The organism is Massilia sp. H6 (assembly GCF_024802625.1).
GTDB lineage: Bacteria > Pseudomonadota > Gammaproteobacteria > Burkholderiales > Burkholderiaceae_D > Telluria.
The window spans coordinates 3,724,279-3,739,853 of the sequence record NZ_CP103371.1; the positions used below are offsets into that span (position 1 = coordinate 3,724,279).

Here is a 15,575-nt window from a genome sequence, read left to right on the forward strand (position 1 = left end):
TGGCGCCGTCGACCTTGACTAGCGCGGACCGCCGCCGAGCAGATAAGCCAGCTGCTGCTTGCCCGGCTTGCTGCTGCCCGGCTGCGGCGTGACGGTTTCCTTGTGCGCGGCGCTCGATGGCTCGTAGGGCTTGAGGAACCACGGGTCGACCTTATCACGGCGCGGCGCACTGCCATAGCTCGGGCGCGGGCCACGTTCGCTACGCTCGGCACCACGCGGGGCGGCACCGGTTTCTTCGGTACGGCGGCTACGGCGCTCGCCTTCGCGTGATACATCGCGCGCCGCATCGCGCGTCGCATCGCGCGTCGCATCGCGCGCTGGACCACGCGCACCATCGCGCGCACCATCGCGCGCGCGGCTCGATGGCGCCACGAAGCCGGTCAGCTCGCCACGGGTGATGGTCTGCTTGATCAGCTTTTCGATATCGACCAGCAGGCGCTCGTCCTTGTCGGTATACACCGACAGCGCGTCGCCCGAGGCGCCGGCGCGGCCGGTGCGGCCGATGCGGTGTACGTAGTCTTCAGCGTTGTACGGCAGGTCGTAGTTGATCACGCACGGCAGGTCGGTGATGTCGAGGCCGCGTGCAGCGACGTCGGTGGCGACCAGCACTTCGATCTCGCCCTGCTTGAAAGCCTCGAGCGCGGCCATGCGTTCTTGCTGGGTCTTGTCGCCGTGGATCGCCGAGGCCTTGATGCCCTTCTTCTCGAGGTGGGTCGACAGGCGCGAAGCGCCGATCTTGGTATTCGAGAAAACAATCACCTGCTTGAGCTTGCGCTCGCGGATGATGTGTTCGACCACGTCGCGCTTGAGCTCTTCTTCTACCTTGTAGACGATCTGGGTGACCTTGTCGGCGGTGGCATTGCTGCGCGCGACTTCGATCAGCACCGGCTTGTCGAGGAAGCTGTTGGCCAGCCGCTTGATCTCGGCCGAGAAGGTGGCCGAGAACATCAGGTTCTGGCGCTTCTTTGGCAGCAAATTGATGATGCGCTGCAGGTCGGGCAAGAAGCCCATGTCGAGCATGCGGTCGGCTTCGTCCATGACCAGCATCTGCACTTGCGACAGGCTGACGTTCTTCTGTTCGATATGGTCGAGCAGTCGTCCCGGGGTGGCGATCACGATCTCGACGCCGCCCTTCAGGACGATGGTCTGGCCCTTCATGTCCATGCCGCCGAACACCACGGTGGAGCGCAGCGGGGTGTGCTTGGCGTAGGCCTTGACGTTCTCGGCCACCTGCACCGCCAGTTCGCGGGTCGGGGTCAGGATCAGGGCGCGTACCGGATGGCGCGCCGGCGACATGCTGCTGCTGGCATGCGCCATCAAGAGCTGGATGATCGGCAGCGAGAAGCCGGCGGTCTTGCCGGTACCGGTCTGGGCGGCGCCCATGACGTCGCGGCCCTGCAGCACCAGCGGGATTGCCTTGGCCTGGATCGGGGTCGGGTGGACATACCCCTGGTCGGTCAACGCGCGCAGGATTTCCGGCGCCAGGCCAAGGTCGGCGAAGCGCACGGTAGGCTGCTCGTCGGCGGCAACCTGCTCGATCGGCGCGTCGAGCAGCGCGTCGGCCGCATCGGCGTCCGGGCGGGCTGCAGGCGCTGCCGGTGCAGTGGCGGCCAGGACCAGGTCGGACGCGGTCATCGGGGCGGTATCGGTCGGGGCGCTGGCTGGATTGTTCTGGGTATCAGACATATTCTTGTTGGACAGTATTTCGTTAGCTCTAGGGCTGCGCCTGCGGGCACGGCCTGCACAGCCCGACTGGCCTGCGCGGAAAGCTTCCAGATGGAACAGCGGGACGGCGAACCGGACCGCAAAGGCTGTCGGGGGCGCCAGGATTCGGACGCGCGGACGTAGACGCAGTTTAGCGGCCTACACGATACCTGAATTCGCCCCCCCTGTATATAAGCTACTGTTTTCGGGGAAGTTTTTCACTGTCTTCAACGCTCGCGCGCGCAGCTCAAGGCGTCCAGCCGCGCTGCTGGGCGGCGCGTTCTTCTACCGGGTCGAGCGTGGCGCCGACGATGCGGCTGTCAATGGCGGCCCGCACCGCCGGCGGCAGCGTGCTGCCGTCGACCCAGGCCGCGCCCGCCCTGGCCTGGGCCAGCACCGGGATGGTCCAGCGTCCGCCTGCGCGGCAGGCCAGCCCGGCGGTGGTATCGATCACGAAGCTGCGGCAATAGCTGCCGTCTTTCGATACGAAGGTGACGCCGATGCGCACGCCGGATTCGGATGGTCCGGGGCTGGTCAGCTGGCCGCCGAGCGCGTCCATGAGCTTGCCGCGCGCTACCAGTGCGCCATCGCTCGTCATGAGGCTCATGATGTCGGGATCGGGGCCCCAGGCCTCCCAGCCGAGGGCACCGCCCACGGCTCCCATGGCCAGCGCCGCGCCGATGGCGGCGAAGTGCCGCGCCGTCCATCCGGGATCGCGTGGCTGGGTCGGCGGCAGCGCGCAAGGACGTCCGGGGCGCACGGCATCGAGATGGACCACCTTGGCGCCGCGCGGCGGCGGCTGGCTGCGGTGGTTGCCGTCGTGGCCGTTGGCCGAGACATGGAAGATATGCGAGCGCCCCAGGCTGGACTGCTCCTTGCGGTGCCGGGCGACGCGCGCCGCCAGCACCGGATCGACGCGCAGGGCACGTTCGACTGCCGCCCGCGCCGGATCGGCCAGCTCACCGTGGATGTATGCAATCAGGAGGTCGTCCGAGAAGTTCATACGGCACGCTAGGAGGTAATCAAACCGTGTTCGTCGAGCACATCGTGCAGCAGTTCGAGACGAATCACGGGATTGTCGAGCATGAGCATATTGTGCTTTTGCTGGTTCGGCAAAGGCAACAATTCGCACCAGCGGTTCGCCACCCAGCCGCAATCGTCGAGGCGGAAAGGCGGCTGCACTGGCCAGCGGTGCTGCGGCACGTCGTGCAGCGACGACAGTACCCGGTCGAGCGCGTCGGACGCACCCTGTAGTTCGGACGGCACGCGCACCGTGTGGTCGCCTTCGACCAGCTCGGCTTCGGCCATCCAGAGCCCGTTCAGGCGCTGTTCGGCGGTAAGCACCTTGAAACGCGCCCCGCCCCGGCACAGCACCTGCAGCAACCCGGGCGAAGTGGTGGTGGTTTCGGTGACCGAGGCAATGGTGCCGGCGGCCGCGAAGCGTTCTGGTTCGCCCTCGGGCTGACGCGTTTCCTGCCCTTGGGTGAGCAACACCACCCCGAACGGCAGGTCGTCGGTGAGGCAGCGGCTGATCATGTCGAGATAGCGCACCTCGAACACCTGCAGCGGCAACACCCCGTCCGGGAACAGTACCGTGCTGAGCGGGAACAGCGGCATGGAAATCGTCGACATGATCCAATCATGACAGAATCACCCGAGAGACCGGAGCACGATTGAGGGGGCGAAAACGGCGCTGCCGGCCTGCGGCCATGGCGGCTACCCGTTAGCCCCCTGCTGGAGCTTGCAAGGGCAGCGTCCGGATCGCGCGCTCCAGGTTGCCCAGGCGCCAGCGCAGCCGCTCCAGGCCGGGATCGGGCATCGGCACCACCCGCACCAGCAGCGTCCCGCCCGCCAGCACCGGGCAGGCAATGGCGTGCTCACCCGCCTGGTCGAAGGGCAAGCGGAATTCGCCGCCCGGCGCCAGTTGCATGGGGCCGAACACAAGCGGGGCGCCGGTGCGGTTACGCAGCAGCAGCACATCTTGCACGCCCAGGGTCAGGCGCACCGAAGATGGCTTGCTGCCGGGCGCGATATCGAGCGGCAGCTCATGGCTGTTGCCGCGCAAGGGCGCCAGCGCGCCCCACAGCAGCGCCAGCAGCAAGCCGCCCCCCAGCACCGTGAGCGGCCAGTGGCGGCGCCAGGCTGCATCCGCACTCATGCCGTACAGGGCGATGGTGCGCCAGGCAGGTCGGGGAAACGACGCGGAAAATAACGCATAATATTGAATTGAATAAATTTTGAACGCCGATATTGTTGCCCGAGCAACATTTCGCGTGCGCCCCAAGCCTGTAAGGATGCGTATCCTACTGCTTTTCGCGCGTTTCCAATCAACCTGCTTCACGGCGCTCGCCGCGCGCCCGCACCCATGCCGCAGTTCCCATCCACTGCCAGCCGCATTCCCCTGCCCGGTTCCGGGCACTTGCCGCTGCTGCTGGCACTGCTGGTCTTGCTGGTGACGCAGCTCATGACCTACAGTGCCTGGAGCGGCGCCCGGCGCGCCGCCCAGGCGCAGTTACAGGAAACCTTCGATTACCGTACCCGCGACATGGCGGTTGGCATCAGCCGCCGCATGGCGGTATACGAGCAAGTCTTGCGCGGCGCGCGCGGCTACCTGCGCGGCGCGGTCGACATCGCGCCACGCGACTGGGCAGCCTATTACCAGGTGCTCGACCTGGAGCAGTCGTTTCCGGGGCTCGAAGCGCTGGGCATCTCGACCATCGTGCCGGCCGACGCGCTGACGGCGCACGAAGCGGCCATGCGGGGCGAAGGATTTGCCGATTACCGGGTGCGTCCCGAGCTGGAGCGGGGCGCAGCACGCGCGCTGGTATCCGCCATTACCCACATCGAACCATTTAGCGGACGCAACCTGCGCGCCTTTGGCTACGACATGTTCAGCGAGCCGGTACGGCGCGCGGCCATGGAGCGCGCCCGCGACAGCGGCCAGGCCGCCCTGAGCGGCAAGGTGGTGCTGGTGCAGGACGGCAAGGACGCCCCGCAAGCCGGCGTCATCATGTACCTGCCGGTGTACCGCGCCGGCCAGCCGACCGGCACCGTCGGGCAGCGCCGCGACGCCATTGCCGGCTGGGTCTATGCGCCCTTTCGCATGAACGACCTGATGCAGGGCCTGGGCGGCGCTCACTCAACCGACCTCGATATCGAGATCCACGATGGCGAGCCGGGCGACGCTGCCGCGCTGCTCTACCGCTCCAATGCTTCCCGGTCCGGGGCGGCGGGGCTTGGCGCGCGCGTCCAGCTCATGCCGGGCGGCCGTACCTGGACCATCACGATGCGCCCCAGCGCCGCACTCGAAAACAGCCTCGACACCACGCGCCCGCGCCTGATCGCCCTAGGCGGCGCCGGCCTGGGCGTGCTGCTCAGCGTGGTGGTATGGCTGCTGGCCAGGCAGCGCCGCGGCGCCCTGCAACTGGCGCAGGCAATGACGCTCGAATTACGCGAGTCGCACGACCAGGTCGCCGCCGAGCAGCAGCGCATCGAGGTCATCCTGGAAAACGCACCCGACGCCTTTTTGGCGCTCGACGCGCGCGGCCGGATCACCGACTGGAATGCACAGGCCACCCGGCTGTTCGGCTGGAGCGCAGTAGAAGCGATTGGCCGCGATGCCGAATTGTTATTACCCGAAGACCGGCGCGGCGCCTTCCGCAGCGCCTTCGACGCCTTTGCCGCCAGCGGACACTGCGCGATGCTCGACGGAGCGACCGAATTGACGGTGCTGGACCGCGATGGCCGCCCGATCCCGGCCGAACTGAGCGTGGCGGTGCTGCACACCGCGAGCGGCGTCGGCGCCACCGCCTTCGTGCGCGACATTACCCAGCGCAAGCAAACCGAAGCGCGCGAGCTGCAGCGCCAGCAGCGCCTGGACGAGGCGCGCCAGGCGCTGGCCCGTTCGCAAAAACTCGAAGCCGTGGGCAAGCTCACCGGCGGCGTCGCCCACGACTTTAACAATATCCTGCACATCATCAGCGCCAATGTGCAGTTGATGCTGCGCGCAGACGGCGCCAACCGCAAACGCCTGCTCAGCATCCTCGATGCGGTCGAACGCGGCGCCAAGCTCGCTGGCCAGCTACTGGCATTCGCGCGGCGCCAGCCGCTGCATCCGGGCGTGGTCGATATCGGCGAACTGCTCGAGCGCATGGACAGCCTGGTGCTGCGCGCCGCCGGCGACGGCATCGCGCTTGAAAAACACGTCCCGCCCGAGCTGTGGCCGACGCTGGTCGATCCAAACCAGCTCGAGAACGTGTTGCTGAACCTGGTGATCAATGCGCGCGATGCGATGGATGGCTGCGGGCGCATCGAGCTGCGTCTTAACAATGTCACCATCGACAAAGACCACGAGCTGGCGCCGGGCGACTATGTTGCGGTCGCGGTGGCCGACTCTGGCCACGGCATGCCGCCAGAAGTGATGGAGCACGCCTTCGAGCCCTTCTTCAGCACCAAGCCCGAAGGCGAAGGAACCGGCCTGGGCCTGTCGATGGCGCACGGTTTCGCGCGCCAGAGCGGCGGCGATATCCGGCTGGACAGCGCGCCCGGCAAGGGCACGACGGTGACGATCTACCTGCCGCGCCATACGGCGCCGGCGCAGCCGCCCGGCACTCCTGGCATGGCCGCGCCGCACTGAGGGCAGCAGCACGGCGTGCTGCCGGCCGCGGGCCGGCGCAGCTACAATTGCTGCATGCCCAAAAAGACCCCCATTTTCCCCGGTCCGCTGACCACCCGCGGCGCCGTGCTCGCGGTACTGCTGTCGAATGCCGACCAGACCGGCGCCGAGCCGATGCGCGGACGCATTACCCTCGCCGCCATCGTCCGCGCGCTCAAGCGCAAATACCACTGGCCGATCGAGACCGACAGTTTTCCGTCCAACGATGCCGATGGCCGCGCCACCTGGGCCACGGTGTACAAGCTGCCGCCAGAGGCGATCGCCAGGGCGCTCAAAGCCGGTGGCCAGGACTGGCTCAAGAGCAGGGCGAGCAGCAAGGGCCTGGCGATGCGCAGCGACTCCGAGCACGATGACTGAGCTGCGTGTTTGCGCATCGCAGCGTCTGGGTTCACGAAAATAATACAGATGGCGCGCTATTTGTTCGCGCTGAGAATGAATTCCTTAACTTAATTCCACCCTGCCTCTATCATAGCGCCTTGCCCGAGTGCGTAATGACAGTGCCCGCAGCGGGCGCCACCCACCACACCTTCCCTGAACCCCCTGGAAACACCCTTTCCCGTCGGAGCAGCGACCCGTCTTGAAGCCGCGCTGGCTGTCTGGTCAGCCGCGTCCAGGCCGGTCATGCCCGGTTTTACCTTCTTCCCATCGCTCACATGACCAGTCTTCCAGCCGACGACACCGCCCCTGCCACGCCGGTGGCCAGCCCCCTTTCGCGCGGCCAGCGCGCGATGTGGTTCTTGTGGAACATGAATCCGGCTGGCGCCGAATACGGCTTGCCAATGGCCTGGACCATCGACACGCCGCTCGACCCGGATGCCCTGCGCGATGCCCTGCAGGCGCTGGTCGATCGCCATCCGGTGCTGCGCACTACCTATTCGGCGCCGCATGGCGAGCCGGTCCAGCTGGTGCACGCGCGCCTGCCGGTCAGTTTCGAACGGGTCGATGCCAGCGACTGGGACGACGCGCGCCTGCACGCGCGCCTGAGCGCCACGGCCCATGCACCGTTCGACCTGGCGCACGGCCCCATTTTTCGCTGCCATCTGTTTACCCGCGCCGCCAGCGCCGGCAAACACGCGCACGTACTGCTGTTTAACAGCCACCATATCGCCACCGATACCTGGTCGCTGATCGTGCTGATGGAAGAACTGGGCCTGCTCTACCGCGCCGCAGTCGGCGGCCATGCGCCAGAGCTCCCCCCGGACACGCTGGCATATACCGCCTATGTCGGCTGGCAGCAGGACTTGCTTGCATCCAGCCGTGCCGACGAGCACTGGACCTATTGGCGTTCGCAGCTGGCGGCACCGCCCAGCCTGGACTTGCCCACCGACCGTCCGCGCCCTACCGTGCAAACCCATGCCGGCGCCGGCCATGCCTTTACCCTGGACAAGGAGCTGACCGCCCAGATTCGCGCGCTCGCGCGCCAGGAAGACGTCACCTTCTACACGGTCTTGCTGGCGGCCTTCTACGTGCTGCTCTACCGCTATACGGGCCAGGACGACATCGTCGTGGGCTCGCCGCGCTTCGGGCGTCCGCCCGAAGGCTATGCACGCACCGTAGGCTATTTTGCCAGCCCCTGCGCCCTGCGCTGCCAGCTCGATGGCGCCTCTACTTTCTCGGAGCTGCTGCACGGGGTGCGCAAGGTGCTGGTCGGTTCGCGCGAGCACCAGGACTTTCCCTTCCCGCTGCTGGTGGAAAAGCTCGGCCTGCCGCGCGACCTGTCGCGCAGCCCGGTGTTCCAGGTGGCCTTCACTTACCAGAAATCGCAGCTGGCGCACCTGCAAGGCGTGGCTGCCGCGCGCATGGGGCTGGCGGGCGCCAGTCTCGACCTGTCCGGCCTGCGCCTGGACTCGTACCCGCTCGAACAGCACACCGTCAAGTTCGACCTCGATTTTGTGGTGGAAGAAGTCGACGAGTCGCTGCGCGCGGTGTGCTGGTACAACACCGACTTGTGGAATGCGGACAGCATCGCCTACCTGGTCGAGCATTACCAGGCCCTGTTGCAAAGCGCGGCGCAGGCACCGGACCAAGCGGTCGAGCGCCTGCCGATGCTGACCGAACGCGAACAGCTGGCCAGCGCCGCCTGGAACGCCACCGCCACGCCCTACTCCCAGGCTTGTGCCCACCAGCTGTTCGAGCAGCAGGTGGCGCGCGCACCTGAAGCCGAGGCACTGCGGTATGGCGGCCGCAGCATGCGCTACGACGAACTCAACCGCCGCGCCAACCAGCTGGCCCGTTATCTGCAGCGCCAGGGCCTGGAGCCCGGCCAGCTGGTCGGACTGAGCATGGAACGCGGCCAGGCCGAGCTGGTGATCGGCGTACTGGCCATCCTCAAGGCCGGTGCCGCCTATTTGCCGCTCGACCCCGCCTATCCGCAGGACCGGCTGGCCTTCATGCTCGACGATGCCAGCCTGCGCCTGCTGCTAACCCAGGACAGCCTGCAGGCCGTGCTGCCCGCCAGCGCAGCGCGCCAGGTCTGCCTCGACCGCGACTGGGACAGCATCGCCCAGGAAGCCTCGCACGACCTCGATCTTGACATTGGCCCGGCCGAGCTGGCCTATGTCATCTACACTTCCGGCTCGACCGGCCGCCCCAAGGGCGTGCTGCTCGAGCACCGCGGCTTGAGCAACCTGGTGCACGCCTTGATGGATGGCTTTGCCGTCGGGCCCGCGAGCCGGATGCTGCAATTTGCCTCGTCCAGTTTCGACGCCTCGGTGTCGGAGATATTCACGGCGCTGGGCGCCGGCGCCAGCCTGTGCCTGGCGCCCAAGCTGGACCTGATCCCGGGCTCGGCGCTGGTCAATACCATCAACGACAACGCCATCTCGGTGGTGACCCTGCCGCCATCGGTGCTGGCGCTGCTGCGTCCGGCCGACGTGCCGGGCCTGCACACCATCATTACGGCCGGCGAAGCCTGCAGCCTCGAGCTAGCGCGCCGCTGGAGCGACGGGCGCCGCATGATCAATGCCTACGGCCCGACCGAAGCGAGCGTGTGCGCCACCATGGCCCGCATGCATCCGCTGGTCGAATCGGTGAGTATCGGCGGGCCACTGCCCAACACGCGCGTGCACGTGCTCGATGCGCACCTGCAGCCGGTACCGATCGGCGTGGCCGGCGAGCTGCACATCGCCGGCACTGGCCTGGCGCGCGGCTACCTGAACCGCCCCGAGCTCACCCGCGAGCGCTTCATTACGGCGCCCTGCGGCGAGCGCCTGTACAAGACCGGCGACCTGGTGCGGCGCGAGGCCGATGGCGGCCTGAAATTTCTCGGGCGCCTAGACCATCAGGTGAAGATTCGTGGGTTCCGCATCGAACTGGGCGAACTCGAAGCCGTGATCGGCGAGTGGCCCGGCATCCGCGAGGCGCTGGTGCTGGCGCGCGGATGCCCGGGTGGCGACCAGGCGCTGGTGGCCTATGCCATCGCACACGAGGGCGCTGTCGTGACCCCCGCCGCCCTGCGCGCCCATGTGCAGTCGCGCCTGCCGGACTTCATGGTGCCGGCCGACTTCGTGCTGCTCGATGCCTGGCCTTCCACCCCCAACGGCAAGATCGACCGGCGCGCCCTGCCGGCCCCGCCCGAACACCGGGTAGAGGCCACGGCCGCCATGCCGCGCGACGAGCTGGAAAGACAGATTGCCGCGATCTGGTGCGAGGTACTCGCGGTCAGTGCGGTGAGCATCGACGACAGCTTCTTCGACGCCGGCGGGCACTCGCTCAGCCTGGTGCAAGTGGAAGTGCTGCTGGAAGAACAGCTTGGCATCGTGGTGGCGACCGTCGACCTGTTCCGCTTCCCGACCATTCGGCTGCTGGCCAGGCACCTGCGCACGACCCAGGGGGTGGGCGCCGGCGACAAGGCTGTGCCGGTCGAGCCGGCTGCGCCGCGGGCCGCCCGCACCCGGGGGGCGAGCCAGGACATCGCCATCGTCGGCATGGCCGGTAAGTTTCCGGGCGCAAACGATATCGACGCGTTCTGGCGCAACCTGTGCGCCGGGGTCGAATCGGTGACCGAGCTGAGCGACCAGCAGCTGCAGGACGCCGGCGTCGATCCCGCGCTGCACGGGCAGCCGCGCTACGTGCGGCGCAAGGGCACGCTCGACGGCGTGGAGTGCTTCGACGCGCCCTTCTTCGGCTATCCGCCACGCGAAGCCCTGCTGATGGATCCGCAACAGCGCCAGTTCCTGGAAGTGGCCTGGCAGGCGCTCGAGCATGCCGGCTATGGTGGCGGCGCCACGGCCGGGCGCGTGGGCGTGTATGGCGGCACCGGCCGCGCCGCTTACATGCTGCACTTCCTTAGTACCAATCCGGCATCGGCCGCGGAGCTGTTCCAAACCACCATCCTCAACGACAAGGATTTCCTGTCGACCCGGGTGGCCTACAAGCTGGACCTGCGCGGCCCGGCCCTGGCGGTACAAACCGCCTGCTCGACCTCGCTGGTAGCCCTGCACCTGGCCTGCCAGCAGCTGTTGCAGGACGACTGCGACCTGGCCCTGGCCGGTGGCGTGTCGATCGAAGTGCCGCATGGCGCCGGCTACCTGTACCAGGAAGGACATATCCTGTCGCCCGATGGGCGCTGCCGCGCCTTCGATGCAGGCGCCAGCGGCACTGTGCGCGGCAGCGGTGGCGCCCTGGTGGCGCTCAAGCGCCTGGCCGATGCCACTGCCGACGGCGACACCATCTGGGCAGTCATCAAGGGGTCGGCCATCAACAACGACGGCGGCGCCAAGGTGGGCTACACCGCCCCGGCCGTCGAGGGCCAGGCGGCCGTCATCGAACAGGCCTTGCAACGGGCCGGGGTCGACCCGCGCACGATCGGACTGGTCGAAGCGCACGGCACCGCGACGCCGCTGGGCGACCCGATCGAAGTGGCCGCCCTCACCCAGGCCTACCGCCGTCATACGCCGGATAAAGGCTTTTGCCTGCTCGGCTCCGTGAAAACGAACGTCGGCCACCTCGATGCCGCTGCCGGCGTGACCGGCCTGATCAAGGCGGCACTGGCCGTGTACCATGGCCAGGTGCCCGCGACCTTGCATTTCCAGTCGCCCAATCCGAAACTGGGGCTGGAGCAGACGCCGTTTCGCGTCAACCCGACGCTGGTCGCGTGGCCGGCGTCGGCATCGCCGCGCCGCGCCGCGGTCAGTTCATTTGGCATCGGCGGCACCAATGCCCACGTCATCCTGGAGCAAGCCAGCCAGCCGCCCTCGGCCAGCGGCGGCCTGCCGGCCCAGCTCCTGAACCTGTCGGCGCGCTCCGAGACCGCCTTGCACGCGCTGGCCGCCAACCTGGCCAGCTACCTCGCGGCGCACCCCGAGGCCAACCTGGCCGATGTGGCCTATACCTTGCAACTGGGGCGCGCCGAACTGCCGCTGCGCCGCTCGCTTGCCTGCACGAGTGTCGCGCAGGCGCGCGAGATGCTGGCGCGGCCGGCGTGCGCAGCTGCCGCGCCAGGCGCCAAGCCGCGCGTGAGCTTCATGTTTCCGGGACAGGGATTGCAGAAGGTGAACATGGGACGCGAACTGTACGCCGAGGCGCCGCAGTTCCGCGCGTGCGTGGACGACTGCGCGCGCATCCTGCAGCCCTTGCTCGATTGCGACCTGCGCACCTTGTTGTATCCGGAACCGGATCTGCTGCAGGCGGCCACCCTGCGCCTGGCGCAAACAGCAATCACCCAGCCGGCGCTGTTCGTGGTGGAATATGCGCTGGCGCGCCAGCTCATGCACTGGGGGGTCCAGCCCGACGCCATGATCGGCCACAGCCTGGGCGAATACGTGGCGGCCTGCCTGGCCGGCGTGCTGTCCCTGGGCGACGCCCTGACGCTGGTGGCGGCACGCGGCCGGCTGGTGCAGCAACTGCCGGCCGGCGCCATGCTGGCCGTCGAGGCAGACCCCGAGCAATTACTGCCCTTCGTGGGCGGCGAGATCAGCCTGGCCGTGGTCAACGGTCCGCAAGCGTGCGTGCTGGCAGGGCCGGTTCCCGCCGTCGACGCCATCGAGCCGCTTGTCGCGGCCGCCGGCCTGCGCTGCAAGCGCATCCCCACCTCGCACGCCTTCCATTCGTCCATGCTCGACCCGGTGCTCGCGCAATTCCAGGCGCTGGTAGAAGAAGTGCAACTGCATGCGCCGCGCATTCCCTATATCACCAACGTCACCGGAACCTGGGTGACGGCGCAACAGGCCACCAGCCCCCAGCACTGGGTGCGCCACTTGCGCCAGACCGTCCTGTTCGCACCGGGACTGGCACGCCTGCTCGAAGCGCCCGATGGAATTTTCCTGGAAGTCGGCCCGGGACAGACCTTCAGCGCCATCTTGCGTCGCCATCCCCTGCGCCACCACGTGCGTCATGCCGGCCCGACCCTGGCCACCAGCGCCGAGCCCTCGGATTGCGCGGCGCTGCTGCACGGCGTCGGCCAGGTCTGGGCCGGGCACGGCGCCGAGCCGGCATGGGATCGGCTGCACCTGGGCGTGGCGCGGCGCCGCATCGGCCTGCCGGTGTATCCCTTCGACCGGCACCGGTATTGGCCGGCCGCGCCGACATCATCGGCAGCGACGGCCGCGACGGCGACGCACGGCGTGCAAGCCGCGCCCGGCATGCCGGCAGTGCCGATGCGGCTGGATCCGCCTGCGCCTGCGCCTGCGGCCGACAGTGCCGAGCGCCAGGTCTGCGCCATTTTCGAAGAGGTGCTCGGCATCGACGCGGTGGCGCCCGCCGACAATTTCTTCGACCTGGGCGGCAGCTCGCTGTCCACGCTGAGCGTCGTCATCCGGCTCGAGCAGGTCTTCGGCAGCAGCCTGCCCAGCGCGCTCTTGCTGGAAAACCCCACCCCGGGCGGGCTGGCCCGCGCGCTGCGCTCGGGCCAGCCCGCCCGCAGCGCGCGCCTGGTGGGTTTGCGCAGCACCGGTACGCGGCCGCCCATCTTCTGTGTCCATCCCTATGGCGGACACACCACCGGCTATGTCGAACTGGTACGCGCCCTGGGCCTGGAGCAGCCGGTGTTCGGCATCCAGGCACGCGGCCTGCAAGGCGAATCCGAGCCGCTGCGCACGATCGAAGCCATGGCGGCCGACTACATCGGCCTGATCAAGGCCCAACAGCCGGCCGGACCTTACCAGCTGGCCGGGCATTCGATGGGCGGGTGCATCGCCTTCGAAATGGCGCAGCAGTTGCAACGCGGCGGCGACCAGGTGTCGATGCTGGCCCTGATCGATTCACGCGCGCACAATGCCAGCCTGCGCCCGCTCTACCGCAACAGCGCCTACGGCCAGATGGCGCGCAAGGACTGGCTCAGCGACGATGCGGTCATGCTGGGTATCCTGTTTCCCAAGCTGGCGATGGATTGGGAAGCGCTGCGCAGCACGCCCGCCGACGAACACTGGGTGCAGGTCCAGGGGGCGGCCATGCGGCAAGGCCTGCTTCCGGCCGGCACGGCCCCTGAAGGGGTGCGCCAGCTGCTGGCGGTTACCCAGGCCAACGACGAAGCCTTGCGCAGTTACCAGCCGCAGCCCTGGAACGGCCCGCTCCTGCTGTTTGCCGGAACCGAAGGCTTTGGTCCCCAGTTCAATGAACCCGAGCTTGGCTGGCGCGAGCTGGCACCTGGCACGCTGGAAGTGCTGGCGGTGCCGGGCGACCACCATGGCGTGATGGTCGGGGCCAGCGCCCAGGCGATTGCCCGGCGCCTGCTCGGCAGTAAAACAGCCGACGCTGCCCAGCCGCACGCCCGAGTGGGCGTACATGATTGACGCGGCACTGGCAGCGCTGCAGGTGGTGGTGGTCGGCGGGGGCTTCAGCGGTACGATGGCAGCCATCCAGCTGGCCCGCCTGGCCGCGGGGCGTCCGGTGTCGGTGACGGTGGTCAATACCGGCTACCAGCCGGCCTGCGGGGTCGCCTATGACACCGCCTGCATGGAACACCTGGTCACGCTCCCGGCCCATATGCTGTCGGCCTTCCCTGACAATCTGCTGCACTTCGTGGAGTGGCTGCAAACGCAAGACCGTGCCCGGGATCCGGAAATGCAGGCGCTGGAACCGGACCGGCTGCCCGAAGCGTTTGTTTCGCGGCGCCTGTACGGCCGCTACCTGCAGAGCCTGATGCACGAGTATGTCGGCGAGTTGCGCGTCAATGGCGTGACCATCCGCTACCTCGACGGCGAAGCGGTCGACGTCGAACATGTCGTACCGACCGGCGCCCATGTCGTGCTGCGGGACGGCCGGCGCCTGCCTGCGCACAGGATCATCTTGGCGACCGGCAACGAAGCGCCGGCCGGCCCGCCGGGCTATTCCAGCGCGGCGGTGACGGGGCATCCGGGCTGGGTGGCCAACCCCTGGAGCGATTGGTTGCCCCATTTGGCGGGCACCGACCGCAACCGGGACGTGGTCTTGCTCGGCACCGGCTTGACTGCGGTCGATATCATGCTGACCCTGCTGCGGCTGGACTGGCGCGGCAGCATTACTGCGCTCTCGCGCCATGCGCTGCTGCCACTACCGCATTTCAGCGCCGGCGAACGGATGGAAGGTACGCAGGACTGGCCGCCCGCCGGCGTCGACCTGACCGGACTGCGCTTGCAGGAGCTGCTGGACTTGTTCAGCGAACACGCCGCCCGGGTCACATTGGCGGGCGGCCATCCGGCGCGGCTGCTGGGCAAGATCGGTCCCCAGGTGACACCTATCTGGCGCAATCTGAACCTGGCCGACAAACAGTTGTTTGTCAGCCGATACGCTACCCGCTTCAAGATACTGCGCCAGCAGATCGCGCCCTCGCTGCACGCCGAACTGCAGCAAGCCGTGGCGCAGCAGAAAATTCGCATATGCCGGGGCAGCGTGCTGGCAGTAGAGACCGACCAAAAGCAGCTGTGCGTGCGGATCCAGGATGGCCCGGACCCGCTACGGGTGCGCACCCTGCGCGCCGACCTGGTTGTCAATTGCCTGGGCCCGAACGTGCGCATGGCCGATACAACATCGCCGATACTGCGCCAACTGCTCGACAAAAAACTCATCGAGCCGGACGACATGAACATGGGTATCCGGGTCGATACCAGCCTGCGGGCCCTGGTCAATGGAGATCAGGTGTCGCCGCTGGTGCTGGCCATGGGGCCCCTGCTGCGCGGCACCTTCTGGGACAGTATCGCCTTGCCCCACCTGCGGCAGCAGGCGGTCGAGGTGGCCCAGACCATCTTGAGGCAAGACTAGGTTGTGCTGCCATCGCAGC

At 67.9% G+C, this 15,575-nt stretch carries 8 protein-coding genes; 4 read left to right on the top strand and 4 right to left on the bottom strand.

Annotated elements, in window-relative coordinates; all coding sequences use genetic code 11:
* Positions 1 to 18: 18 nt before the first annotated feature.
* The 4 genes from NRS07_RS16675 to NRS07_RS16690 form a co-directional block, all read right to left on the bottom strand.
* Entirely contained in the window at positions 19 to 1,686 is a 1,668-nt protein-coding gene (locus NRS07_RS16675; protein WP_259208926.1) for a DEAD/DEAH box helicase, read from the bottom strand.
* Positions 1,687 to 1,951: 265 nt separating this feature from the next.
* Positions 1,952 to 2,707: a hypothetical protein gene (locus tag NRS07_RS16680; protein WP_259208928.1), complete on the bottom strand. Its 756-nt coding sequence runs from the start codon at positions 2,705 to 2,707 to the stop codon at positions 1,952 to 1,954.
* A gap of 8 nt (positions 2,708 to 2,715) precedes the next feature.
* Positions 2,716 to 3,336 (bottom strand): LON peptidase substrate-binding domain-containing protein, encoded by a 621-nt coding sequence (locus NRS07_RS16685; protein WP_259208930.1) that lies wholly within the window; start codon positions 3,334 to 3,336, stop codon positions 2,716 to 2,718.
* A 91-nt stretch (positions 3,337 to 3,427) separates the two neighbouring features.
* Positions 3,428 to 3,862 (bottom strand): hypothetical protein, encoded by a 435-nt coding sequence (locus NRS07_RS16690; protein WP_259208932.1) that lies wholly within the window; start codon positions 3,860 to 3,862, stop codon positions 3,428 to 3,430.
* A gap of 207 nt (positions 3,863 to 4,069) precedes the next feature.
* On the opposite strand from NRS07_RS16690, the gene NRS07_RS16695 reads away from it, so the two are divergent.
* From NRS07_RS16695 to NRS07_RS16710, 4 genes are all read left to right on the top strand, one after another.
* On the top strand, positions 4,070 to 6,340 hold the full coding sequence (locus NRS07_RS16695) for a CHASE domain-containing protein (RefSeq protein ID WP_259208934.1): 2,271 nt from the start codon (positions 4,070 to 4,072) through the stop codon (positions 6,338 to 6,340).
* Positions 6,341 to 6,394: 54 nt separating this feature from the next.
* Positions 6,395 to 6,736, top strand: coding sequence for a hypothetical protein (locus NRS07_RS16700; protein WP_259208937.1), 342 nt, complete (start codon positions 6,395 to 6,397; stop codon positions 6,734 to 6,736).
* Between the two features lie 296 nt (positions 6,737 to 7,032).
* A complete protein-coding gene (locus NRS07_RS16705) occupies positions 7,033 to 14,109 on the top strand; it encodes a non-ribosomal peptide synthetase/type I polyketide synthase (RefSeq protein ID WP_259208939.1) in 7,077 nt (2,358 codons plus the stop codon).
* Positions 14,102 to 15,556 carry an FAD/NAD(P)-binding protein gene (locus tag NRS07_RS16710; RefSeq protein WP_259208941.1) on the top strand — a complete coding sequence of 485 codons (1,455 nt, stop codon included), beginning with the start codon at positions 14,102 to 14,104 and terminating at the stop codon, positions 15,554 to 15,556. The genes NRS07_RS16705 and NRS07_RS16710 overlap by 8 nt, the downstream gene beginning before the upstream one ends.
* Positions 15,557 to 15,575: the final 19 nt, after the last annotated feature.

What these genes read in the sequence shown, in the direction of transcription:
- NRS07_RS16675 (WP_259208926.1), bottom strand. Translation starts at nt 1,686, where the DNA reads ATGTCTGATACCCAGAACAATCCAGCCAGCGCCCCGACCGATACCGCC.
- NRS07_RS16680 (WP_259208928.1), bottom strand. Translation starts at nt 2,707, where the DNA reads ATGAACTTCTCGGACGACCTCCTGATTGCATACATCCACGGTGAGCTG.
- NRS07_RS16685 (WP_259208930.1), bottom strand. Translation starts at nt 3,336, where the DNA reads ATGTCGACGATTTCCATGCCGCTGTTCCCGCTCAGCACGGTACTGTTC.
- NRS07_RS16690 (WP_259208932.1), bottom strand. Translation starts at nt 3,862, where the DNA reads ATGAGTGCGGATGCAGCCTGGCGCCGCCACTGGCCGCTCACGGTGCTG.
- NRS07_RS16695 (WP_259208934.1), top strand. Translation starts at nt 4,070, where the DNA reads ATGCCGCAGTTCCCATCCACTGCCAGCCGCATTCCCCTGCCCGGTTCC.
- NRS07_RS16700 (WP_259208937.1), top strand. Translation starts at nt 6,395, where the DNA reads ATGCCCAAAAAGACCCCCATTTTCCCCGGTCCGCTGACCACCCGCGGC.
- NRS07_RS16705 (WP_259208939.1), top strand. Translation starts at nt 7,033, where the DNA reads ATGACCAGTCTTCCAGCCGACGACACCGCCCCTGCCACGCCGGTGGCC.
- NRS07_RS16710 (WP_259208941.1), top strand. Translation starts at nt 14,102, where the DNA reads ATGATTGACGCGGCACTGGCAGCGCTGCAGGTGGTGGTGGTCGGCGGG.